The 20,502-nt window shown below is 75.2% G+C and carries 21 protein-coding genes and 1 pseudogene; 9 read left to right on the top strand and 13 right to left on the bottom strand.

Going from position 1 to position 20,502, the window contains the following annotated elements; genetic code table 11:
- Window positions 1-53 precede the first annotated feature (53 nt).
- Window positions 54-899, bottom strand: coding sequence for a YhjD/YihY/BrkB family envelope integrity protein (locus tag LWC33_RS19550; protein ID WP_233305855.1), 846 nt, complete (start codon window positions 897-899; stop codon window positions 54-56).
- Between the two features lie 51 nt (window positions 900-950).
- On the opposite strand from LWC33_RS19550, the pseudogene LWC33_RS35280 reads away from it, so the two are divergent.
- Window positions 951-1,454: pseudogene (locus LWC33_RS35280) on the top strand (CDP-alcohol phosphatidyltransferase family protein); the annotation flags it as partial.
- 49 nt (window positions 1,455-1,503) lie between these two features.
- On the opposite strand, the gene LWC33_RS19540 reads toward LWC33_RS35280, so the two are convergent.
- Together LWC33_RS19540 and LWC33_RS19535 are read right to left on the bottom strand one after the other, a co-directional pair.
- Window positions 1,504-3,081, bottom strand: coding sequence for a phytoene desaturase family protein (locus LWC33_RS19540; protein WP_233305854.1), 1,578 nt, complete (start codon window positions 3,079-3,081; stop codon window positions 1,504-1,506).
- A 24-nt stretch (window positions 3,082-3,105) separates the two neighbouring features.
- Window positions 3,106-4,230 (bottom strand): glycosyltransferase family 2 protein, encoded by a 1,125-nt coding sequence (locus LWC33_RS19535; RefSeq protein ID WP_233305853.1) that lies wholly within the window; start codon window positions 4,228-4,230, stop codon window positions 3,106-3,108.
- A 146-nt stretch (window positions 4,231-4,376) separates the two neighbouring features.
- Between LWC33_RS19535 and LWC33_RS19530 the strand changes: the two genes are divergently transcribed.
- Both LWC33_RS19530 and LWC33_RS19525 read left to right on the top strand, forming a co-directional pair.
- Entirely contained in the window at window positions 4,377-5,174 is a 798-nt protein-coding gene (locus LWC33_RS19530) for a carotenoid biosynthesis protein (RefSeq protein WP_233305852.1), read from the top strand.
- Window positions 5,171-6,718, top strand: coding sequence for an FAD-dependent oxidoreductase (locus LWC33_RS19525; RefSeq protein WP_233305851.1), 1,548 nt, complete (start codon window positions 5,171-5,173; stop codon window positions 6,716-6,718). The genes LWC33_RS19530 and LWC33_RS19525 overlap by 4 nt, the downstream gene beginning before the upstream one ends.
- Window positions 6,719-6,727: 9 nt before the next feature.
- Here the strand turns inward: LWC33_RS19525 and LWC33_RS19520 are convergent, their stop codons facing one another.
- Window positions 6,728-7,744, bottom strand: coding sequence for a YihY/virulence factor BrkB family protein (locus tag LWC33_RS19520; protein WP_233305850.1), 1,017 nt, complete (start codon window positions 7,742-7,744; stop codon window positions 6,728-6,730).
- 54 nt (window positions 7,745-7,798) lie between these two features.
- On the bottom strand, window positions 7,799-9,151 hold the full coding sequence (locus LWC33_RS19515; RefSeq protein WP_233305849.1) for an NAD(P)/FAD-dependent oxidoreductase: 1,353 nt from the start codon (window positions 9,149-9,151) through the stop codon (window positions 7,799-7,801).
- A gap of 221 nt (window positions 9,152-9,372) precedes the next feature.
- Here LWC33_RS19515 and LWC33_RS19510 point away from each other — a divergent pair, with 221 nt between their 5' ends.
- Complete coding sequence (locus LWC33_RS19510; RefSeq protein WP_233305848.1) at window positions 9,373-10,197, top strand: SDR family oxidoreductase; 825 nt, start codon at window positions 9,373-9,375, stop codon at window positions 10,195-10,197.
- A 70-nt stretch (window positions 10,198-10,267) separates the two neighbouring features.
- Here the strand turns inward: LWC33_RS19510 and LWC33_RS19505 are convergent, their stop codons facing one another.
- Entirely contained in the window at window positions 10,268-10,840 is a 573-nt protein-coding gene (locus LWC33_RS19505; RefSeq protein WP_233305847.1) for a histidine phosphatase family protein, read from the bottom strand.
- Window positions 10,841-10,957: 117 nt separating this feature from the next.
- Between LWC33_RS19505 and LWC33_RS19500 the strand changes: the two genes are divergently transcribed.
- Window positions 10,958-12,073 (top strand): NDMA-dependent alcohol dehydrogenase, encoded by a 1,116-nt coding sequence (locus LWC33_RS19500; RefSeq protein ID WP_233305846.1) that lies wholly within the window; start codon window positions 10,958-10,960, stop codon window positions 12,071-12,073.
- A 7-nt stretch (window positions 12,074-12,080) separates the two neighbouring features.
- On the opposite strand, the gene LWC33_RS19495 is transcribed toward LWC33_RS19500, so the two are convergent.
- Window positions 12,081-12,719, bottom strand: coding sequence for a biliverdin-producing heme oxygenase (locus LWC33_RS19495; protein ID WP_233305845.1), 639 nt, complete (start codon window positions 12,717-12,719; stop codon window positions 12,081-12,083).
- Between the two features lie 71 nt (window positions 12,720-12,790).
- Window positions 12,791-13,387, bottom strand: coding sequence for a TetR/AcrR family transcriptional regulator (locus tag LWC33_RS19490; protein WP_233305844.1), 597 nt, complete (start codon window positions 13,385-13,387; stop codon window positions 12,791-12,793).
- 184 nt (window positions 13,388-13,571) lie between these two features.
- Here LWC33_RS19490 and LWC33_RS19485 point away from each other — a divergent pair, with 184 nt between their 5' ends.
- Both LWC33_RS19485 and LWC33_RS19480 read left to right on the top strand, forming a co-directional pair.
- The gene (locus LWC33_RS19485; RefSeq protein WP_233305843.1) at window positions 13,572-13,940 is read left to right on the top strand and encodes an STAS domain-containing protein; all 369 of its coding nucleotides are present in this window, start codon (window positions 13,572-13,574) and stop codon (window positions 13,938-13,940) included.
- Between the two features lie 28 nt (window positions 13,941-13,968).
- The gene (locus LWC33_RS19480) at window positions 13,969-14,895 is read left to right on the top strand and encodes a TIGR03564 family F420-dependent LLM class oxidoreductase (protein WP_233305842.1); all 927 of its coding nucleotides are present in this window, start codon (window positions 13,969-13,971) and stop codon (window positions 14,893-14,895) included.
- A 13-nt stretch (window positions 14,896-14,908) separates the two neighbouring features.
- Here the strand turns inward: LWC33_RS19480 and LWC33_RS19475 are convergent, their stop codons facing one another.
- Window positions 14,909-15,616, bottom strand: coding sequence for a dienelactone hydrolase family protein (locus LWC33_RS19475; protein ID WP_233305841.1), 708 nt, complete (start codon window positions 15,614-15,616; stop codon window positions 14,909-14,911).
- 292 nt (window positions 15,617-15,908) lie between these two features.
- Between LWC33_RS19475 and LWC33_RS19470 the strand changes: the two genes are divergently transcribed.
- A complete protein-coding gene (locus LWC33_RS19470) occupies window positions 15,909-16,802 on the top strand; it encodes an acyl-CoA desaturase (protein ID WP_233305887.1) in 894 nt (297 codons plus the stop codon).
- Between the two features lie 3 nt (window positions 16,803-16,805).
- Here the strand turns inward: LWC33_RS19470 and LWC33_RS19465 are convergent, their stop codons facing one another.
- From LWC33_RS19465 to LWC33_RS19450, 4 genes are all read right to left on the bottom strand, one after another.
- The gene (locus LWC33_RS19465) at window positions 16,806-17,039 is read right to left on the bottom strand and encodes a hypothetical protein (RefSeq protein WP_233305840.1); all 234 of its coding nucleotides are present in this window, start codon (window positions 17,037-17,039) and stop codon (window positions 16,806-16,808) included.
- Between the two features lie 71 nt (window positions 17,040-17,110).
- Entirely contained in the window at window positions 17,111-18,265 is a 1,155-nt protein-coding gene (locus tag LWC33_RS19460; protein WP_233305839.1) for a polysaccharide pyruvyl transferase family protein, read from the bottom strand.
- 25 nt (window positions 18,266-18,290) lie between these two features.
- Complete coding sequence (locus tag LWC33_RS19455) at window positions 18,291-19,088, bottom strand: SDR family NAD(P)-dependent oxidoreductase (protein WP_233305838.1); 798 nt, start codon at window positions 19,086-19,088, stop codon at window positions 18,291-18,293.
- A 42-nt stretch (window positions 19,089-19,130) separates the two neighbouring features.
- Window positions 19,131-19,634, bottom strand: a complete 504-nt coding sequence (locus tag LWC33_RS19450; protein WP_233305837.1) for a mycothiol transferase — start codon at window positions 19,632-19,634, stop codon at window positions 19,131-19,133.
- A gap of 117 nt (window positions 19,635-19,751) precedes the next feature.
- On the opposite strand from LWC33_RS19450, the gene LWC33_RS19445 reads away from it, so the two are divergent.
- Window positions 19,752-20,381: an L-threonylcarbamoyladenylate synthase gene (locus LWC33_RS19445; RefSeq protein WP_233305836.1), complete on the top strand. Its 630-nt coding sequence runs from the start codon at window positions 19,752-19,754 to the stop codon at window positions 20,379-20,381.
- The last annotated feature ends 121 nt before the right edge of the window (window positions 20,382-20,502 follow it).

The raw sequence follows: 20,502 nt of genomic DNA, 5'->3' as shown, positions 1-20,502 counted from the left end.
CTGTCGTGCCGGATCACGGCGGTCCTCCGGGGGATAGGTCCCGGAAGCGCTGCTCAAACGTGGTCCTGTCCGGATCTCGGCGGGACCCGGCCGCGAAGGACGTCGTCGGCCACGAGCGTGGCCCGGTACCCCGTGAGCAGCAGGACGTGGAGCAGGTAGAGCCACAGCGCCAGGGCGGAGACGGCGCCGACGATCGGGAGCCCGCCGAACGGGGCCGACCACTCGACCGGGATGGCGAGGAACAGCAGGAAGCCCTGCAGGAACCCGGCGAGGACGGACCCGGTGCCGAAACCGCCGAGCAGCAGCGCCTTCCCGCCGATGCGGCCGGGGCCGACGAGCCGGAAGACCAGTACCAGGGCCACCGACACGGTGACCCACACGACGTGGAAGGCGACGACGACACCCAGCACGAGCCACCAGCCGCCGCGCACGTAGAGCGGCGCGACCAGTGGGGAGGCGGCGAGCACGGCCAGCACCAGCACCGGGGCGACCACCGCCAGCGCGAGCAGGCCGAGCCGTCCGCGCCACCCGGTGAACCGGTCCTGCGCGGGGGAGAGCTGCAGGAACGCGCGGCGCAGCCCCTCGCCGTAGAGGCTGGCCGGGAAGAGCGCCACCAGCGTCTGCCACCAGGACATGGCCGACGCCGTGGCGGTGAGCGTGCGCAGCGCCGCCGGTGTGCCGTGCCCGCCCGGGAGCCCGGAGATCGCGGTGTCCATGCCGGCCCGCAGCGAGTCCGGCCCGACGAGCACCCCGGCGACCCGCAGCGAGACCAGCGCGAGCGGGACCAGGCCGAGCAGGCCGAAGAACGTCGCCCCGGCGGCCCAGAGGGCGACGTCGCTGCCGGGGAAGGACCGGGTCGTCTCGCGCAGGAGGGCCCGCGGGCTGCGCTCGGGGCTCATCGGCCGCTCCCGCGGCGGGCGCGGGCCGCCCGGCGGTGCGAGGCTGACGCCGTGGAGGAGCCACGGACGGATGCGGCCGGGTGGTCCGCCCTGCACGCCGGCGTGCAGCCGTCGGCGATCGTGCGCGGATGGCTGCGGCTGGTGCAGGGGCTGGCCGCGGGCCCGGTCGGCCGTGTGCCGCCGGACGTGCTGTCGGTGGCCGGCGTGCTGGCGGTCGCGGGGGCGTGGGCCGCCGCGGCGGCGGGTGGGCGCTGGCCGCTGCTCGCGGTGGTGCTCGTGGTGGCCGCGGGGAGCCTCGACGGGCTCGACGGCGCCGTGGCCCTGCGCACCGGACGGGCCCGTCCGCTCGGCGCGGTCGTCGACGCCGCGGCGGACCGGGTCGGCGACCTCCTGCTGGCCGCGGTGCTGGTGGCGCTGGGGGCACCGCCCGGCTGGGCGATCGCGGCCGCGGTGTCGGTGCTGCTGCACGAGTACGTCCGGGCGCGGGCGCAGTCCGTCGGGATGCCCGGCGTCGGCGGGGTGACGGTGGCGGAGCGGCCGAGCCGGGTGATCGTCGTGGCGGTGGCCGCACTGGGGGCGGGGGCGCTGCCCGCGGGCACTCCGCTCACCGGCTGGAACTGGGCCACGGTGCTCGTGGTCGCGTGGACGGTCGTGGGCGCGGTGGGGCTGCTCCAGCTGGTGGTGGGGATCCGGCGGGCGATCCCGCGGGAGTTCCCGCCGGACCGATGAGCCCGGCGGTGATCTCGGCGGAGAGCAGCACGAGCGGCAGCCCGCCGCCGGGGTGCGCCGACCCCCCGACCAGGTAGAGCCCGGGGACGGGGGACCGGTTGGCCGGGCGGCGCAGCGCGGCCCGCGGGCCGTGCGAGGCGGTGCCGTAGATCGCCCCGCCCGGGGCGCCGGCATCGCGTTCGAGATCGGCCGGTGTGCGGATCTCCCGGACGCGGATGCGGTCCCGGACGTCCGTGCCGCGCCCGGCCAGGGTGGCGAGGACGTGGTCGGCGTAGCGCTCGCGCAGCCCCGGCGCGTCCCAGTCGACGCCGCGGCCGGGATCGTGGACAGGTGCATTGACCAGCACGAACCAGCCCTCGCTCGCGTCGTCGGGGCGGAGTGCGGGGTCCGCCGGGGAGTGCACGTAGATCGTCGGGTCGGGCACCGGGCGCGGTTGCCGGCCGAAGATCGCGTCGAACTCCGCGGCGTAGTTCTCAGGGAACCAGACCCGGTGTGCGGGGCCGTGATCGCGCCCGTCGAGCCCCAGGAGGAGGACGAACCCGGCCAGCGAGCGGGGCGCGCGGCGCAGTTCGCGCCGGGCCTGCCGCGCGGTGTCGGCCGGGAGCAGCCGTTCGTAGAGCAGGGAGGCGTCGGCGTTGCACACGACGATGTCGGCCGGTACCTCGCGACCGCAGACCCGCACGCCCCGCACCGCCCCGCCGGCGAGGATCACCGCGTCGACCTCCGACCCGAGGTGGACGGCCACGCCGAGCTCCCGGCACCGGTCGAGCAGCGCGTCGGCGATCCGGCGCAGTCCGCCGCGGACGTACCAGCCGCCGAAGCGCTGCTCGACGTAGGGCGTCACGGACAACACCGCGGGTGTGCGGCGGAAGTCGGAGCCCGAGTAGGTCGCGTAGCGGGCGAACCACGTCCGCAGCCGCGGGTCCGGCAGCAGCTCACGGCCCAGCCCGGCGAGGGTCCGCCAGGGCGCGACCGCCCGCAGGTCCTCCAGACGCGCGGACATCCGCAGCAGCGTGCGCAGGTCGAGCGGGCGACGGAGCACGGCCTCGCCGACGAGCTCCCACAGCCGCCCGGACCGGGCGTGCAGCGCCTGCCAGGCGGCGTCCGTGCCGGGCCCGAGGGCGGCGTCGAGGGCGGCCGGCACGGCGGCGGGATCGTGCGGCATGTCGAGCCGGGTGCCGTCGGCGAAGGTGTAGGCGCACACGGGGTCCACCGGCTCGACGACCAGCCCGGACGGGCCGCCGGTGGCCGCGAAGACGTCCTCGAGCACCGCGGGCAGGGTGAGCAGCGAGGGCCCGGTGTCGAACGTGAACCCGCCGACCTCGGCGACGCCGAGCTTGCCGCCGTGGGTGTCCGCGCGCTCGTGCAGCGCCACCTCGTGCCCCAGCGCCGCGAGCCGGGCTGCCGCGGCCAGCCCGCCGACGCCGGCCCCGATGACGACCACCCGGCTCACCGCGGCACCCTCACAGCACCGGCCTCACAGGGTGCGGCCCTTCCACGTCAGCGTGCCGGCGCGGCGACCGGCCCACGAGGACGCGAGCAGTCCGAGCAGCGCGGCGATGGAGACGGGATGGGCGGCGGCGTCGGGCCAAGTGCGGGCGCCCGTCCGCCGCGCGGCGAGCACCCGGCTCGCGACGCCCGCGGCATACCCGAGCGCCCCCGCCGGTGAGCCCGCCAGGGCCGCCACCGCGGGCAGGACGTAGACCAGCGCGAGCAGCGCGGCCACGGCGGCCGCGCCCGGGGCGGACCCGAACGCCGCCCACAGCGACTTGCGGTAACCCGCGGCGAGCTGCCGCCCGTCGTGGTACATCCGGCAGGTGGCCAGCGCGGACCCGTCCGCGACGCCGGTCCGGCCGCCGGCGCGCCGGACCGCGCGGGCCAGCGCGATGTCGTCGAGCACCTCGCCGGCCACGGCCTCCCAGCCGCCGGCCCCCGCGAGGGCGGCCGCCTCGACCAGCAGGAACTGCCCGTTCGCCGCGACCATCGACGGCCGCCCGGACCGCTCGGCCACCCGCAGCGGCAGCGTGACCAGCCAGGACCAGGCCAGCAGCGGCTGCACGAGCCGGGCCGCGACGCCCTCGGCCACCTGCCGCGGCCAGGGACAGAGCAGGTCGAGCGGGCCGGGGCCGCGGAGCACGGCCACGGCAGCGGCGACCGCGTGCGGGGCGAGCACGACGTCGGCGTCGACGAACACCAGGACCTCGCCGCGCGCCGCCGCGGCCAGCTGGGCGCAGGCGTGCGGCTTGCCGAGCCGGCCGGGCGGGGGCGGGGTGCCGGTCAGCACGCGCAGCCGGGGATCACCGCCGGCCGCCGTCCGGACGGCCGCGGCGGTGCCATCGGTCGAGCCGTCGTCGAGCACGAGGACCTCGACGTCGGCCAGCCCGGTCTGGGCGAGCAGCGCGCGGATCGCGGGACCGATGCGGTGGGCCTCGTCGCGGGCCGGCACCAGGAGCGAGACGGGCGCGCCGACCGGCGGGGGAGCGGTGGGCGGGGTGCGCAGGAGCCGCTGGTTGCCCAGCTGGTGCAGGGTCCCGAGCACGGCGAGCGCGGACCCGGCGCCGGCCGCGGCCCGGACCGGTCCCGGAAGGCGCGCGGCGGTCACGGCCGAACCCTAGGAGCCACCGGCCGCGCCCGCGAGTCGACCACCTCGCACCCGGGTTCGAGTCGCGGGCGCGCCGGACTCGCGGGAGGGTCGGTGCGATCCGGGTGTCCCCGCACCCGGGTCCCGTGCCCCTGGAAGGACGACCCGTGCTCCGAACCGCTCCCTCCGTACGCGGGCGCGCGTCCGGCGTGACCTGGACGCTCGTCGCGGGCGCGGTGCTCGTCCAGATCGCGTATCCGCTCATCCCGGAGGCGCTGCGCACGCAGGTGACCGTGCTGTCCGTCGTCGTGTTCGCGGCCGCCTCGGTCTGCGACGCCACCCGGCTGCACGGCGCCCGCGGGGGCCTGCTGCTCCTCGTCGTGGCGGGCGGGGGCGGGCTGGCGGCCGAGGCGGTCGGGCTCCGCACCGGCGTTCCGTTCGGTGCCTACGCCTACACCGGCACCCTGGGCCCCGAGCTGCTCGACGTGCCCGTGGTCGTGCCGCTGGCCTGGACGATGATGGCCTGGCCCGCGCTCGTCGTCGGGCGGACGTTGGTCCGGTCGCGGGTCGGCGTCGTCGGCGTCGGGGCGGCCGCGCTCGCCGCCTGGGACGTCTTCCTCGACCCCCAGATGGTCGACGCGGGGCACTGGCGCTGGCTCTCTCCCGGGCCGGGGCTGCCGCTGGTCCCCGGGATCCCGCTCACCAACTACGCCGGGTGGTTGCTGGTGTCCGCGCTGGTGGTCGCCGCCCTCCACGCGGTCCTGCCCGCGCACGAGCGGCCCTCCGCCCCGGCCACCGCGCTCTTCCTGTGGGTCTACGGCTCCTCGGTGCTCGCCCACCTGGTCTTCTTCGGCCTGCCGGGCTCGGCGCTGGTGGGTGGGGTGCTGATGGGGGCGGTCGCGATCCCGTTCGCCCGCGCGGCCCTGCCGAGGGTCGCGGGCGTCCGGCGGGAGGCCCGGCGGTGACCGATCCGCTCACGAGCCGGGCCGCGCCGCTGCGGATGCGCCGGCGCCGCCTCGTCGCCCCCGACCCGGCACTGCCGCGGGAGGTGCCGTGCGGCACCGAGGCCGTGGTCGTCGGGGCGGGAGTGGCCGGCGTCAGCGCCGCGGTGGTGCTCGCCGAGCGCGGGGTGCGGGTGATCCTGCTGGAGGCCGCAGCGCACCTCGGCGGCCGCCTGGGCGCGTGGCCGGAGGTCCTGCCGGACGGGTCCGAGCAGGTCGTCGAGCACGGGTTCCACGCCTTCTTCCGGCACTACTACACGTGGCGCGCGGTGCTGGCCCGGATCGACCCCGGTCTGCGGTTCCTCGCCCCGGTCGGCGGTTACCCGGTGATCTCCCGGCGGTGGCCCGACGAGGACCTCTCGGGCCTGCCCGCCGCGCCGCCGCTGAACCTGCTCACGCTGCTCCTGCGGTCGAAGAGCCTGAGCTGGCGGGATATGGCGGGCGCCGACCCGGACGCCGGCCGCGCCCTGCTCGCCTACGACCGCGCGACGACGACCGCGGAGCTCGACGGGCTCGACGCCGCCGCATTCCTCGACCGCCTCGGGGTGTCCGAGCGCACCCGGGGAATGCTGTTCGAGGCCTTCGCGCGGTCGTTCTTCTGCGACCAGGACGGGCTGTCGGCGGGCGAGCTGGTCGCGATGTTCCACTACTACTTCCTGGGCAATCCCGAGGGCATCGGCTTCGACGCCCCGGCCACCGACCACCGGACCGCGATCTGGGACCCGCTCGCCCGGTACCTGCGCGGGTACGGGGCCGAGGTGCAGACCGGCCGCGGGGCCACTCGCCTCGTGCCGGCGGGCCAGGGCTGGCGGGTGGAGACCGACGCCGGCGAGCTGGCGACGCGCCACGTCGTGCTCGCCCTGGATCCCGCCGGCCTGCGCGATCTGCTCGCCGCGTCGCCCGAGGCGGCGGCATCGGCGCCGCGGTTCGCGGCGCAGTGCGCAGGCCTGCGGACGGCGCCGCCCTTCGCGGTGACGCGGTTGTGGCTCGACCGGGACGTCGCGCCGGAGCGGGGGGTGTTCAGCGCCGTCAGCGGCGAGCGGACGCTCGACTCGATCACGGTGTACTCGCGGCTGGAAGCGCCGTCGGCCGAGTGGGCGGCGCGGACGGGCGGGTCGGTCGTCGAGCTGCACTCGTACGCCTGCCCCGAGCCCGACGCCAAGGCCGCGACCGAGGCCATGCACGCCGAGCTCCGCGGGCTGTGGCACGAGGTCCGCGCGGCCGAGGTGCTGCACGCCCACCAGCAGCACGAGGCCACGGCCCCGGCCTTCCCGCCCGGGACGGCCGGGACGCGCCCCGGCGTGCGTACCGACGCGCGCGGGGTGCGGGTGGCCGGTGACTTCGTGGAGCTGCCCTACCTCGCCGGGCTCATGGAACGGGCGGCGATGTCCGGGGTCCTCGCGGCCAACGACGTCCTCGCCGAGGCGGGCGCCGCCGCCGAACCGGTCGACGGCGTCCCGCAGCGGGGGCTGCTCGCCGGCGTGCCCAGGATCCGGGGTCGCGCCTGAGCGCCGTGCTCAGCGGCGAGGCTCGGGCGGGTCGGCGATCGTGTCGGCCGCCTCCGCGCCCCGCTCACCCATCGGCACCGGCTCGCCCTGGGTGGTGTCCTGGACGGTCTGCCGCTCGCTCTCGGCGTTGATCTCCGCACCCAGCAGCACGATGTAGCTGGTCAGGTAGAGCCACAGCATGAGCACGATGACGCCTGCCAGCGCGCCGTAGGTCTTGTTGTAGCTGCCGAAGTTGTTGACGTAGAGGCTGAACGCGACGCTGCCGATGATCCACAGGACCGTCGCGACCAGGGCACCGACGCTCACCCAGGTGAACCGGGGCGCGTCGCGGTCCGGGGCGACCCGGTAGACCACGGCGAGCGCCACCATGACGAGCCCCACCAGGAGCGCCCACCGCACGACCTGCGCGACCACCAGCGCGACACCGCCGAGACCCAGCGCGTCGAACACGGGGGGCACGACCGCGACGAGCGCCACAGCGAGCAGCACGAACACGACCGCGCCGAGGGTCAGCGCCAGCGCGGTGCCGCGGAGTTTGAGGAACCCGCGGGTCTCGTCCTCGTCGTAGGCCAGGTTGGTGGCCCTAATGAGGTTCATCGTGCCGCCGGATGCGCTCCACAGCGCGGCCAGGAGCGACACGATCAGCCCGATGCCCAGCGCCCCGTTGCTGCTGCTCGCCACGGAGTTCAGCTGGTCGGTGATGATCGGACGGGCGGTCTCGGGCAGGGCGGAGGCGAGGTCGTTCACCTGGGCCGCGACCTGCTGCGGGTCGGCGACCAGCCCGTACAGCGTCAGCGCCGCGATCATCGCGGGGAACAGGGCCAGGAACGCGAAGAACGCGACCCCGCCCGCGAGGATCGGGACGTTGTCGGACTTCGCCTCGGCGAACGCCCGCTTCACCACCTGGACCCACCCGCGGGGCGGGATCTGGACCGGGGTCCTCGCCTCCCGGCCCGGGACCGACCCGCCCCGCCCCGGGTGCCCGTCACGGGCGGCCCCCGTCATCGTGTCCGTTCGGCTCGTCATGTCCGGCGGGATGCCCCGCCGAGGGGCCGGTGAACCGTGTCTCCCGCCCGGTAATCAGCCCGCCTTCGCGGGCGTCGTGTCCAGGGGGACGTGCTGCCCCCGCACCATGCCGAGCGCGACGGCCTGGCGGGGGAGGACGGCGTCGAGCAGCCAGTCGGTGGCGACCCGGATCCGGTTGCCCGGCATGGAGAGCAGGTGGTACCCGCGGGTGACCGCGGTGGCGGGCAGCCCGGACAGCGGGACGCCCAGCGGGTTGGCCGCCGCGTCGGCGCCGCCGAGCTCGACGACGAACCCGAGATCGCTGTGCTTGTACGCGCGCGGCGTGCCGTACCCGAGGGACGCGGCCACGTTGCGGGCGGCGAGGGAGCCCTGCCGCGTGGCGTGCTGCGCGGTCATGGCGGTGGCCGAGCCGGGCCGGGTGACGTCCGGGACCGCGGCCGCGTCGCCGCACGCCACGACCTCGGGGTGCCCGGCCAGGGCCAGGTCCGTCCCGACGACGAGCCGGCCGCGCTCGTTCGGCAGGCCCAGGTCCTCGATGAGCGGGTCGGGCCGGACGCCGACGCACCAGATCAGGGTGTGCGTCGGCACCTCCTCGTCGGTGTCGGTGAGGCGCACGCACTTCGGCAGCGCCTCGGCCACCGACTGACCCATCCGGACGTCGACGCCCCGTTCGCGCAGCACCGCGTCGGCCGTGTGCGAGAGGCGCTCGTCGAGCTCCGGCAGGACCCGCTTCGCGATGTCGAGCAGCATCCAGCGCTGCGGCGTGTCGCGTAGCGACGGGTGGTCCTCCGCCAGCTTCGCGGTGAGCGCGGCGCCCTGCGCGGCCACCTCCGTGCCGGTGTAACCGGCGCCGACCACGACGAACGTGCAGCGCGAGGCCTTCTCGGCCGGGTCGCTCGCGACTGCCGCCAGCTCGATCTGCCGGGTCAGGTGGTCGCGCAGGTAGAGGGCCTCCGGCAGCCCGCGGAAGCCGTGCGCGTACTCGGCCACGCCGGGCACCGGCAGCAGCTTGTTGACGCTGCCGACCGAGAGCACGAGCCGGTCGTAGGACAGCGCGCCGGTCCCGCCCTCCTGGTCCGTCCAGGTCACGGTGCGCGCGTCGACGTCGATGTGGCGGACCTCGCCGACCACGATCTCGGCGCCGCGCAACGACTGGACGAGCGGCACTGCGATCCGCCGCGGCTCGAGCGTGCCGACCGCGACCTCTGGTAGCAGCGGCAGGTAGAGGAAGTGGTCGTTCTGGTCGACGACGGTGATCCGGGCGCGGCCGCGCAGCCGCCGCAGCAGGCCCTTCGCGGCGGCGTGACCGGCGAACCCGGCACCGACCACCACGACGTGGGGCAGGTCCTCACCGGGCCCCGGGGGCGGCTGCTTCCGGACCTTGCGCACCACGTCCGCGATCGCCATCTCGTGCTCCTCCGTCGGTCGTGTCCAGGGCTACCGGGCCCCTACCCGACCACCCCGGGTCCGACACGGCAAGCGGGTGGCCGTCGACGCGTCGGGATGGCTGATCCTCGACCGGACCGTCGGGTGCCGGTGGGTGTGAGCGCGGCCACCGTCCGAAATACGGAGGAGCCTCCGCTCCTTGTGCGGGACGGCAGACTTGCCGATCCGGAGAAGGTGGAGACATGAAGGTCTGGTTCGTCACCGGTGCGTCCCGCGGCTTCGGTCGCGAGTGGACGATCGCGGCGTTGGAGCGCGGCGACTCGGTCGCCGCCACGGCACGCGACGCGTCCACGCTGGACGACCTGGTCACGAAGTACGGCGACAGCATCCTGCCGCTCACCCTCGACGTCGACGACCGGGAGGCCGACTTCGCCGCGGTGGCGAAGGCGCACGAGCACTTCGGCCGGCTCGACGTCGTGGTGAACAACGCCGGCTACGGGCAGTTCGGCATGATCGAGGAGCTCTCCGAAGAGGAGGCCCGCGCGCAGATCGAGACGAACGTGTTCGGGGCGCTCTGGGTGACCCAGGCGGCCCTGCCGTTCCTGCGGGCGCAGGGGTCCGGGCACATCCTGCAGGTCAGCTCGATCGGCGGGATCTCGGCGTTCCCGAACATCGGGATCTACAACGCGTCCAAGTGGGCGCTCGAGGGCTTCAGCCAGGCCCTCGCCCAGGAGGTCACGGACTTCGGCGTCCACGTGACGCTGATCGAGCCGGGCGGCTTCGACACCGACTGGGGCGGCGCCTCGGCCAAGCACGCCATGAAGAACCCGGCGTACGACGAGTTCCGCGTCAAGGCCGCGGAGCAGCGCAAGTCCCGCACCGCGAAGTCCGGCGACCCGGCGGCGTCCAGCGCCGCGGTCCTGAAGCTCGTCGACTCGGAGAACCCGCCGCTGCGGGCCTTCTTCGGCGAGGTGCCCCTGAGCATCGCGGAAGCGGACTACGAGCGCCGGCTCGCGTCGTGGCGCGAGTACCAGCCGCTCGCGGTCGAGGCCGGCGGCCGGGACTGAGACAGGCGGTGGCCCGGGCCGGATGACTCCGGGCCGGGCGCCAATGGTCGGCTGCCACGGGGCGGTGTGCTCAGGGCGGGGTGCCGTCGGCGCCCCGCCCGGGCCCGGTCCGCAGGGCGCGCAGGTTCCAGCGCCCCGGCTCCCCGACCAACACGGCCACCGACAGCGGGTCGACGTCGATGCGCCAGACCGCCGTCGCGGGTGCGCCCAGGGCGTGGGCCAGGGCGGCCCGCACCACGGCAGGATCGACCACCGCGAGGAGCCCGCGGGGCCGGTGCGGCACCACGCGCAGCCACGCGCCGATCCGCCCGACGAAGGCGGCCATCGACTCCCCGCCGTGCGGCACGGCGTCGGGGTCGGTGAGCCAGCGGGTGAGGCCGTCCGGGTCGGCGGCGGCGACGTCGTCGAGCGCCCGGCCGGCCCAGCCGCCGTGGTCGAGGCCCGTGAGCCCGGCGTCGACGGCGGCGGGCAGGCCCAGCGCGTCGGCGGTCTGCCGGCAGCGCAGCGACGGGGCGCAGCGGACCTCCTCGTAGCGGGGGAGGCCCGGGACCTCGAGCTCGGTCGTCTCAAGCCCCTCGTCGTCGGCGAACCCGGACCGCCGGGTGGCCGCCGTGGCGGCGTGGGCCAGCAGCACGAGTCGCACAGTTCCAGTGTGGACCGGGGTGGAGGGACGTCGCCCCGCAGGGTCCTCCGACGCGCCGGTGCCGGCCGGTCCGCTGCGCACGTGAGCCGAGGGCTGAGGCTGGCGTAGCGTGATCCCGTGTTGACGCGAGGCGCGGTGCTGCGCGAGGTCCCGGGCAGGTTCGAGGTCGTCGAGCTCGAGGTCGACGACCCCCGGCCGGGCGAGATCCGGGTGAAGATGGTGGCGAGCGGGCTCTGCCACTCCGACGACCACCACGCCACCGGCGACCAGAAGGTGGGGATCCTGCCGTTCGCCGGCGGGCACGAGGGGGCCGGGATCGTCGAGGCCGTCGGGCCGGGGACCACCGGGTTCGCCGAGGGCGACCACGTCGTGTTCTCGTTCCTGCCCGCGTGCGGGCGCTGCCGCTGGTGCGCGCACGGCATGCAGAACCTCTGCGACCTCGGGGCCTCGCTGGCGACGAACGCGCGCTGGGAGGACCCGACGTCGTTCCGGCTCGCCCTCGACGGGATGCCGGTCGGGCAGATGTGCGGACTGTCGACCTTCTGCGAGTACACGACGGTCTCGACGGCATCGGCGGTCAAGGTCGACCCGTCGATCCCGCTCGAGATCGCCTGTCTGACCGGCTGCGGCGTCGGCACCGGCTGGGGCGCGGCGGTCAACTCCGCCGAGGTGCGGCCCGGCCAGGTCGTGATCGTGATGGGGATCGGCGGGATCGGGATCAACGCCGTGCAGGGCGCGGCGCACGCGGGCGCGTCCGCGGTGATCGCCGTCGACCCTGTGGCGTTCAAGCGGGAGTCGGCGCTCGGGCTCGGCGCGACGCACGCCGTCGAGGACATCCGCGAGGCCGCCGAGATCGGCCGCTCGCTGACCAACGGCCAGGGGGCTGACGCGTCGATCGTCACCGTCGGCGTGACCCGCGGTTCGCACGTGGGGCAGGCACTGCGGGCGGTCCGCAAGGGCGGGACGTGCGTGGTCGTCGGGCTGGGCGACGTGCGCAGCCGCGAGGGCGACATCCCGTTGATGGAGCTGACGCTCTACCAGAAGCGGCTGCAGGGCTCGCTGTTCGGCGCCAGCGCCCCGACCGCCGACATCCCCGCACAGCTGGAGCTCTACCGGCAGGGCGCGCTCAAGCTCGACGAGCTGATCACCACCCGGTACACGCTCGACGAGGTCGCCACCGGCTTCGACGACATGCACGCCGGCCGCAACCTGCGCGGCGTGATCGTCTTCTGAGCAGGCCTCAGGCGGCGGCGGGCAGCCCGGTCGCCTCGGCCAGCTCGTCGAACACCGCGATGTTCAGCTCGAACGCCCGGACCGCCTCGTCGGCGGCCCGGCGCTGCTCGATCTCGTCGAACGGGGCGCCGTCGAGCAGGGTGCGGTAGCGCTTGCGGAACACCGACGGGCTGCCGAGCGCCGAGAAGTCGTAGAACAGCGCGCCGGGGCCGGTCACGCCGTAGGTGCGCTCCAGCATCCTGCGCACGACCTGGCCACCGGCGAGATCGCCCAGGTAGCGGGTGTAGTGGTGAGCCACGAAGACCGGCGCGTCGGTCGCGGCCTCGCGCAGGCGGGCCACGTACGCCCCGGTCGCGGGCAGGACCCGCGGCGAGTCGACCGATCCGCCCAGGGCGGTGACGTCCCGGCGCAGGGCGGGGAGCCGGCGCAGCTCGTCGATCACGAACGGACCCGCGGCCGGGTCGGCGGCCAACGCGTCGCCCGTGGCCTCGAGGGCGCCGTAGATCGCGAGGTACTGCTGGGCGAGCAGGGTGTACGCGGACAGCGGGAGACGCCCGTCGAGCAGGGCGGCCATGTAGGTGGACCGGTGGGCACGCTCGTGGATCTCGGCCGTCGCCCGTCGCAGGCCGGTGGAGAGCTCGCCCATGCCGTTCCTCCCGCATCTTCCTGACACCGTGTCAGAAAGATGCTAGAGCACCCGCTGGACCGAGGCCAGCCTCAGCTCGTCGGCCGGACCATGCCCAGCACGACCCGCACGGCCGCCTGAACCGAGTCCGTCAGCTCGTCGGGCGGCACGTCCACGATCTGCCGGGCGGACAGCGCCGCGCCGATCATCGCCACGAGCACGGCCGGGTCCTCGGCGGCCATCTCACCCGCCTCGATCCCCTCCCGCACGATCCGGGCCAGTCGGTCGCCGATCGGGTCCGCGTGCGCCGCGATCCGCCGGTAGGCCTCGGGATCGAGGGTCCCGGCGAGGCCCTGGCCCGGGGGCAGGTGGAACTCCGCGAGCCGGTGCAGCTGCAGCCGTGCGAAGACGGCGAGCCGCTCGGTCGGCGTGGCCGCCGCGGTCAGCGCCCCCTCGAGCTCGGCGACGTACCGGTCCGCCTCGTGCTCCACGAACGCCACGAGCAGCGCCTGGCGGTCCGGGAAGTGGTTGTAGATCGACGTCCGGCCCACGCCGGCCGCGGCCGCGACCCCGGCGAGGGTGACGGCGTCGAACCCGCGCTCGTAGAGCAGCTCGCGCAGCGCGGCGAACACGCGGGCGCGGACCTCGTCGCGATGGGCGGCGAGCGACCCCCCGAGCACCTTCGGCACGCCGGCCTCCTCCCGCCGTCGGGACCCAGGGTAGAGGGATGCCGTGCGCCGGCGCGGGTGTCACGTGTAGCCCGTCGCGGCGTCGGGCAAACGTGGTGATCACGTCACCCAGGCGTCGGTTGACCCCTCCCTGACCTGGCGGGAAGGTGAGGTCCGGCGGTGTGAGGCGAAGGAGGCCATCGGCGTGACGCGCGCACTGGAACGATCGCCCAGCTCCTTCACGGCCGAGAGCCGGACCCTGGACCACGGCGTGGTCGCGCTCCGGCTCGTCGGCGAGCTCGACGCGGACTCCGCGGCGCGGCTGCACGACGCGCTGCACGCGGCCGCGGTCGGCGCGCGCGCCGTGCTGGTGGACCTGTCGGAGGTCACCTACCTCGGCTCGGTCGGCGTGAGCGCGCTGCTCGGCGTCTACACCCGCTCCGGCGGCCGGGTGCACCTCGCCGGGCTGCACGCCCACCCCGGGGTGAGCCGGGTCGCGATGCTGCTCGGGCTGGACCGGCACTTCGTGGTGCACCGCGACGTCACCGCGTTCCTGGCGGCCGTGCGGGGCTGAGCGGTCCCGGGCTGGGATGCTGGCCCGCATGGCGATGCGGATCAGCATGTTCGGCTACCTGGGCGACGGCGGGGGCCGCTCCGTCGTCGACACCTACGTCGAGGTGCTCGCGCGGCTGCGCGACGAGGGCTTCCGCCGGTACTGGACGGCGCAGCTGCCCTACGAGCCCGACCTGCTGACCGTCCTCGCCGTGGCCCTGCGCGAGGTGCCGGGGATCGAGGTCGGCACCGGCGTGCTCCCGATCCAGCCGCAGCACCCGATGGCGCTCGCCCAGCGTGCGCTCACCGTCAACCTGATCGGCGAGGGCCGACTGACGCTCGGGCTCGGGCTCAGCCACCGGCCCGTCGTCGAGGGGGTCTGGGGTCTGCCGTTCGACCGCCCGGTCCGGCGGGCGTCCGAGTACCTCGACGGGCTGCTGCCGCTGCTGGCGGGGGAGAAGGCCGCCGCGGAGGGCGAGCTCGTCACGACCCGGGGCTCGCTGAAGGTACCGGGCGCGCCGGCGCCCGAGGTGTACCTCGCCGCGCTCGGCCCGCAGATGCTGCGGCTCGCCGGGCGTCGCACCGCCGGCACGGTCACCTGGATGACCGGCCCGCGGACCCTCGCCGAGCACGTGGTCCCGACGATCCGCGGCGCCGCCGAGGAGGCCGGCCGGACCGTGCGGGTGGTCGCCTCGCTGCCGATCACCGTGACCGACGCGGTCGACGCGGCCCGCACCGAGGCCGCCCGGCAGTTCGCGATCTACGGCCGGCTGCCGTCCTACCGCGCGATGCTCGACCGCGAGGGCTACGCGGGCCCCGAGGACGCGGCGATCGTCGGCGGGGAGCAGGAGGTCGCGGAACGGCTCGGGGAGCTGCGGGAGGCGGGGGTGGACGAGTACGTCGCTCTGCCCTTCTCGCCCGACCCCGAGGAGCGCGCCCGCACCCGCGCCCTGCTGCGGAAGCAGGAGGGCGAGTAGCCGACCCCTCCGCCTACTTCAGGTGCTCGGCGAGGAAGGAGGTGGTGTGACCCCACGCCTCGGTGGCGGCCTTCTCGTCGTACATCGAGGGCGCGTCCCAGTTGGAGAAGGCGTGGCCGGCGTCGTAGTGCCGCACCTCGACCTGCGGCTTCCCGCCCGCCGCGGCCTCGACCTTCTCGATCTGCTCCTGCGGGATGAACGGGTCCCGGTCGCCGTAGTGGAACAGCGTGGGGCACTCGAGGTCGTCGGCGCGGTCGAGCATGTCGTGGATGCCCGAGCCGTAGTAGGGGACCGCGGCGTCGATGCCGGCACCGTCGACCCGGGCGGTGGTGGCGCACAGCCAGGTGAGCGTGCCGCCGAGGCAGAACCCGATGGCGCCGACCTTGCCGGTGCTCTCGGGCATCGCGCGCAGGTGGGCGAAGGCCGCGGTGATGTCGCCCACGGCGGCGGCGAAGTCGAGCCGCTGGACCATGCCCATGCACTCGGCCAGCGCGGACTCGTCCTTGCGCTCGAAGCGCGGCTCGAGCCGCCAGAACATGTCCGGCGCGAGGGCCACGTACCCCTCGCCGGCGAGCCGGTCGCAGATCCCGCGGATGTTGTCGTTGATCCCGAAGATCTCCTGGAACACGAGGACACCGGGCCCGCGGCCGCTCCCGGGGAGGGCCAGGTAGGCGTCGAACTCGCCGCCGTCGGGGGCGGGCACGCGCTCGTAGCGGGTCATGGGTCTCCTTCTCGTCGCCGACGTCGGGTCCGACGATCCTGGCACGTCCGGCCCGGTGGCTCGACGGTTCCGGACCGGTGACACACGGACGGCGACCGCGTGAGGACTACCCCTGCGCCCTGCGGGTACCAGGTGCTCGCCCTTAGGCTTCCCTCAAGTCCGCCCGATCCGCCCCCGACCCCACGAGGTGACCCGCTTGAGCGTCGAGGCCCCCGACCTCCCCGCCCCCGATCCCGCTCCCGGCCCGGTGACGGGCCCCGAGTCGAGCAGCGCTCCGCGGGGCCCGAAGCCGATGATCGGCGAGTACCGCAGCACGTGGCAGCAGGGCCTGGTCTGGGCGTTCGTGGTGATCCCCGTGCTCGCCCTGGTGGCGACCGTCCCCGTCCTGTGGGGCTGGGGCCTGGGCTGGTGGGACCTCGCGATCGCGGCGGTCTTCTACACCGTGGGCATCCTGGGCGTGACCGTCGGCTACCACCGGCACTTCACCCACCGCTCCTTCAAGGCGCGCCCGTGGCTGCGGGTGGCCCTGGCGATCACCGGCTCGATGGCGATCCAGGGCTCGATGATGGCGTGGGTCGCCGACCACCGCCGCCACCACGCCTACTCCGACAAGGAGGGCGACCCGCACTCGCCGTGGCGCTACGGCACCACGCCGTGGGCGGTCGCCCGCGGCTTCTTCTGGGCGCACATCGGCTGGATCTTCGACCGGCGCAAGACGAACTGGGAGCGGTTCATCCCGGACCTGCTCGCGGACAAGGCGCTGCGCCGGGTGAGCGGGCTGTTCGGAGTCTGGGTGGCGGCGAGCCTCGTCCTGCCCGCGCTGCTCGGTGGGCTGCTGACCTGGTCCTGGGCCGGCGTGCTGACCGGGTTCTTCTGGGGCGGGCTGGTGCGCATGGGGGTGTGCCACCACGTGACCTGGTCGATCAACTCGATCTGCCACATGGTGGGCGCGCGACCGTTCCGCTCGCGGGACCGCTCCCGCAACTTCTGGCCGCTCGCGATTCTGTCCATGGGCGAGAGCTGGCACAACCTGCACCACGCCGACCCGACCTGCGCGCGGCACGGCGTCCTCAAGGGACAGATCGACATCTCCGCCCGGGTGATCTGGCTGTTCGAGCGGTTCGGCTGGGCGCACGACGTGCGCTGGCCCACCACGCGTCGGCTCACCCAGCTGCAGGAGACCTGATCCTCACCGGTGACGGCACCGGCGCCGGCCGCCGCTCCGACCGGTCCGCGGCATCCGCATCACCTGGCGCCAGAGCACGAGGGCGCGCACGACGGGATCGGGGTCGTCGAGGGCACGGCGCCCGGTCCTGATGTCCTCGACCAGGCGTTCGTCGGCGGCGACGGGGTCCTCGGGGGCCGGACGCTGGGCGGGAACCGGGACGGCCGCGGCCCCGTGGTCGTTGCTGATCGCGTCCATGCCTGCTCATCGTGGCGCTGCCGCCGAACGTGTCCCCCCATGTGGGTGATCGTCGGCACGTTTCGCCGCCGTCACGCCGTGCGGCGGATCCCCGTGCGCACGCGGCGACCGTAGACGCGGTCGGCCAGCGCCGCCTTCCGTTCCCGCAGGCCGGCCAGGACATCGGCGCGGAAGCCGCCGGGACGCGGCCGGTCCGGTGTGGCGTCGAGGTCGGTGACCAGGTCCCACCCGCTGCCCAGCGCGATCAGGGAGCGGTGCTTCGTGGGGTAGTAGTCGCCGTCGATGCTGACCGCGAGCCCGCCCGCGCCCACCGCCGCCGCCACGAGGTGCGGGTGGAACCGGGTGGAGATCCACGTCTGATCCGCCGCGACCGGCAGCCCGTCCTGCCACACCGCGTCGAACGGCACGAACCGCGCTCCGGGCAGCTCGTGCTCCAGCAGCGCGTACACCACCCGGTCCTGCCCCGGGATCCCCTCGACGACGGCGACCTCCTTCGGGTCGACCTCCCACCTGCGCAGCGCCCCGAGCACGAACGTGGCCAGCGCCTCGGCGGGCCGCTCGCTGAGGTCGGACTGCAGGCAGAGCACGACCCGCGGAGCGTCGGCGCGGGCCGGGACGGCGGCGGCCGGGAGGAAGGCGTCGTCGAGCCCGAGGGTGTCCGGCCGGTCGAGCAGACGGGCCGAGGCCTCGTCGCGCACCTCGACCAGCGCGAACCGCTCCAGCAACGAGCGCAGCAGCGGGCCGGCGCCGTCGGCCGCCGGCGTGAGGCCCTGCCCGGTCGCGACGGCCCGCCCGCCCGAGTGCTCGACGGCGGCGACCGCGCCGGCGAGGACCCCGGCGTGCCGCGGCCAGATCCCGTTGACGTACCCGCCGCCGATCACATGCACGACGTCCGCGCGGCGCAGCAGCTCGACGCCCGCGACCCACCGGGGTGCGCGGCCCGGTTCGGCCACCGCGTTGCGCACCCACGCCACGGTCTCCCACGGCCCGCCCTCCGGCGCCGCGTGGCACAGCCGCCAGACGGTGTCGGTGAAGCGCGCCCGCGGGTGCAGCCCGTCGAGGAGGGTGGCCGCGGTGCCGGGGGAGGGGCAGTCGAGCCACACGTCCGCCTCCGGTGCGGTGCGGGCCAGGTGCCGCAGCCAGCCGGCGGCGATCAGCTCGTCGCCGTAGTTCGGGTACCCCGCGGTCCCGACGAGGTGGTACAGGGGCCGTCGGTCGTCCGCCACGGCCCGAGTATCCCGATCCCGGATCTCAGTAGTAGGTCACCCCCGGCTGCCCGCCGCCCGCGGCCACGGCGTCGCCGTTGATCGCGACGCTGCGCGGCGAGGCGAGGAAGGCGACGACGTCGGCGACCTCCTCGGCGGTGATCATCCGGCCGACGGTGGTCCTCCGCCCGAGGGCGCGCTCGGCCTCGGCCTCCGACGTGCCGTCGGCGGCGGCCTTCGCGGCGATCATCCCGGGGGTGCGCTCGGTGACGGTGAGCCCGGGGTGCACGACGGTGACGTTGACGCCCTGCGGGCCCAGCTCGTCGGCCAGCGCGGCGGTCATCGCGGAGACCGCGACGTTGCGCACCGACCCGACCAGCGACGACGAGCCGCGCGCGTTGAGCCCGCTGATGTTGACGATCCGGCCCCAGCCCTGCGCGGTCATCAGGGGGGCGACGGCGCGGGCGCAGCGCAGGTAGCCCAGCACCTTGGTCTCGAACTGCGCGCGCACGAGGTCGTCGCCGGTGGTGGAGGCCGCGGCCTGCGCCCCCGACGACGCGGGCCTGGCCGCCGCGTTCACCAGGATGTCGACGCCGCCGAGCGTGGTCACCACCTCGTCGACCATCGCGCGCACGGACGCGTCGTCGGTGGTGTCGGCGACGAGGGGCACGATCCGGGTGCCGTGCGCGGCGAGCCGGGCGGCGGCCTCGTCGAGCGCCTCCTTGCCACGCGAGACGATCGCGACGTCACAGCCCTCGGCGGCCAGCGCCGCCGCCACCGCGAGCCCGATGCCGCGGCTCCCGCCGGTCACGATCGCCCGCCTGCCGGTCAACTGGAGATCCATGTCCCCACCTCACACCAGGCGCGGCCCGGCGGCCAGACTCGATCAGCCCGGCAGGAGCCCCCGGACGTACTCGGCCTGCCCGAGGTGCCTGGCGTCGTCGTCGACCACGGAGACGAGCCGGACGCCCCGGGTGACCGGCGGGTCCCAGTCGTCGTCGATCACCTCGTCGAGCTGCTCCGGGGTGAGCTTCGCCAGCAGCTCGACGGTGCGCTCCGCGACGGCGGCGTGGTACCCGGCGAGCAGGTCCGCGGTCGCGCGCACGGAGACGACCTGGTCGGGGCCGTGCCCGTAGCCGGTGTCGGCGGGTTCGAGGTCGAGGCCGAAGCGCTCCTGCCAGCCGTCGGCGAGCCAGACCTGCTCGGTGCCGAAGGCGTCGGCCAGGTGGTCGTCCTGCACCCGGGTCAGGTGCCACAGCAGCCACGCGATCGAGTTGCCCTCGTTGTTCAGCCGCAGCGCGAGCTGGTCCTCGGACAGGCCGTCGACCACGGCGGGCACGCCCTCCGCGATGCGGCCGAAGGCGTCGGTGAGCAGCTCGGCGGGGGTCACGGCGTCCTCCTGGGATCGGCGGGCGGTGCGGCCGGCGGTGCGGCCGCCCCCCGACGCTAGGTGATCCCCGGCCCGCTCCGCACCCTGACGACGGCGCCGCGACGCTACGCTGCGGCGGTGGCCCGGTACATCGACGTGCACCCGGACAACCCGCAGCGCCGTGCGATCGGTCAGGCGGTCGACATCGTCCGCGGGGGCGGTCTGATCGTCTATCCCACCGACTCGGTCTTCGCCCTGGGCTGTCAGCTCGGCAACAAGGAGGGCCTCGACCGGATCCGCACGATCCGCAGGCTCGACGACCGTCACCACTTCACGCTGGTCTGCAGCGACTTCGCGCAGCTCGGGCAGTTCGTCCAGGTGGGCAACTCCGTGTTCCGGGCGATCAAGGCGGCGACGCCCGGCCCGTACACGTTCATCCTCCCGGCGACCAAGGAGGTGCCGCGCCGGCTGCTGCACCCGAAGAAGAAGACCGTCGGCGTGCGCATCCCGGACCACCTGGTGGCCCAGGCCCTCCTCGCCGAGCTCGGCGAGCCGTTGCTCTCCTCGACGCTCCTGCTGCCCGACTCGGCGGAACCGGACGTCCCGCCGACCCAGGGCTGGGAGATCAAGGAGCGGCTCGACCACGCCGTCGACGCGGTGCTCGACTCGGGGGAGTGCGGCACCGAACCGACCACCGTCGTCGATCTCTCCGGCCCGGAGCCCGAGATCGTCCGCACCGGAGCGGGTGATCCGTCCAGATTCGAGTGATCACGCGGAAATCCGTCCACCCGGCCCCTGGACGACCGGGCAGGTGCTGACCTAGCCTCTGTGACCGGGCGCACCGCCGCAGCGTCGCGGACGGCGCGCCTGTTCCGTTCTCGGGACCCCC

Source organism: Pseudonocardia terrae (assembly GCF_021343995.1).
Taxonomy (GTDB): domain Bacteria; phylum Actinomycetota; class Actinomycetes; order Mycobacteriales; family Pseudonocardiaceae; genus Pseudonocardia; species Pseudonocardia terrae.
Note: the sequence above shows the minus strand (reverse complement) of the source record. Positions and strands in the feature narration are given on the sequence as shown.